A 1,707-nucleotide genomic window follows, 5' to 3' on the forward strand; every position below is an offset into this window, starting at 1 on the left:
CCGCCGTGCCACCCATCTCCCGGGTGAGCTCGGCCGCCAGCGCCCAGTGCGCCACGGCGTCACCCTTGGCGGGATAGGCCTTGCGGAAGCGCTGGATGATGCCGTCCACCTGGACGAAGGTGCCATCGAACTCCACGTGCACGCAGGCGGGCAGCAGCACGGTGGCCTGCGCGGTGAGGGGCGACTCGTTCGTCGCCTGCGCCACGAAGACGTCCAGCTTCGCCGCCGCCTGGACGAACGCGGTGGCGTCGCCCGGCACCTCGGTGCCCACGGCGTCGAGCGCCTTCACCCGGCCGCCGTCCATGGCCTTCACCAGCTCCTCGAACGGCTTGAGCGTCAGCCCCAGGCCCTGGGCGATCAGCTCCAGGCCCTTGCGGTTGGGGTTCTTGTCCGCCGTCATGAGGTAGTGGTCGGCGGCACCCTGCGGGCGGCCACCCACGTAGACCTCCTTGGCGCCCAGCGACACCTTGGCGAAGGTGAGCGAGGCGAGCAGGTCCTCGTTGGAAGCCACCGGCGAGGCGAGCACGGCCACGCGGCCCTTCACGTCGGCGAGCGCCCTGGCCGCGGCCTGCACGGCCTCGCGGCGGGCGATCTCCGGACGTGCGACGCCGGTACCCTGCTGGCGACCGACCACGGAGGACAGCACGCGCTCGAGGTTGAGGTACTTGTACGAGAGCCGGCCCTGGTCGCACATCCAGCTCTTGTTGATGGCCTCGTTCTCGCGCGGGCGGTAGCGGTAGGTGTCCTGGGCCATGAAGTCCGCGTAGATGTTGCAGCCGCGCGAGCAGCCGGTGCACACGGACGGAGCGGCGGACAGGAACCACGAGCGAGCGCGGAAGCGGAAGTCCCGGCTGAGCAGCGCGCCCACGGGGCAGATGTCCACGGTGTTGAGCGAGTAGTTGCTGTCCAGCTCGCTGCCCGGGAACGTGTCGATGACCTCGTGGCTGCCACGGCCGAAGATGCCCAGCTGCGGCTCCTTCGGAATCTCGTTCATGAAGCGCACGCAGCGGCTGCAGATGATGCAGCGCTCCTGATCGAGCACCACGCGGGGCCCGAGCACCTTGCGCTTGTTCTTCATGACCTTGCCGCCCTCCAGACGCGAGGGGCGGTAGTCGTAGCGCATGTAGTAGTCCTGCAGCTTGCACTCACCGGCCTGGTCGCAGATGGAGCAGTCGACCGGGTGGTTGAGGAGCAGGAACTCCATGACGGCGCGCTGCTGCTCCTTCACCTTGGCCGTGGTGGTCTTGATGACCTGGCCCTCGGCCAGCGGCGTCTGGCAGGCGGGCACCAGCTTGGGGGCGTTGGAGGCCTCCACCATGCAGATGCGGCAGTTGGCCGCGATGGTCAGGCGCGGGTGGTAGCAGAAGTAGGGGATGTCCGAGCCGACCATCTTGGCCGCCTCGATCATGTTCGTCCCCGGCTTCACCACGACTTCCTTGCCGTCGATGGTGCAGGTGACGAAGCCCGGGTTCTTCGGCGGCGGAGGGCCGGCCGGCTTCGCCGCGGGCGGCGGAGGCGCGGTAGGCGCGCTGTGCGCGGCCGGAGGGGTGTCCAGCTTCGCGCCCGCGGGCGGGTGCTTCGGCTCGGAGCCGGGCGCCTCGCGGGTCTCGGAGGGCGAGCCCTTGGGGGGCGTCTGCGAGTCTCCGGTGGGCTTCTTGGTGTCGTTGTCGCTCACTGCTCGACCTCGCCGCCGATCTTGTTGATCGT

General features: G+C 69.5%; 1 protein-coding gene. It reads right to left on the reverse strand.

Annotated elements, in window-relative coordinates:
• On the reverse strand, positions 1-1,675 hold a 1,675-nt coding region (locus VF794_RS09520; protein ID WP_331108963.1), incomplete at its 3' end, for a 2Fe-2S iron-sulfur cluster-binding protein.
• Positions 1,676-1,707: the final 32 nt, after the last annotated feature.

This window comes from Archangium sp., from assembly GCF_036389735.1.
Lineage (GTDB): Bacteria > Myxococcota > Myxococcia > Myxococcales > Myxococcaceae > Archangium.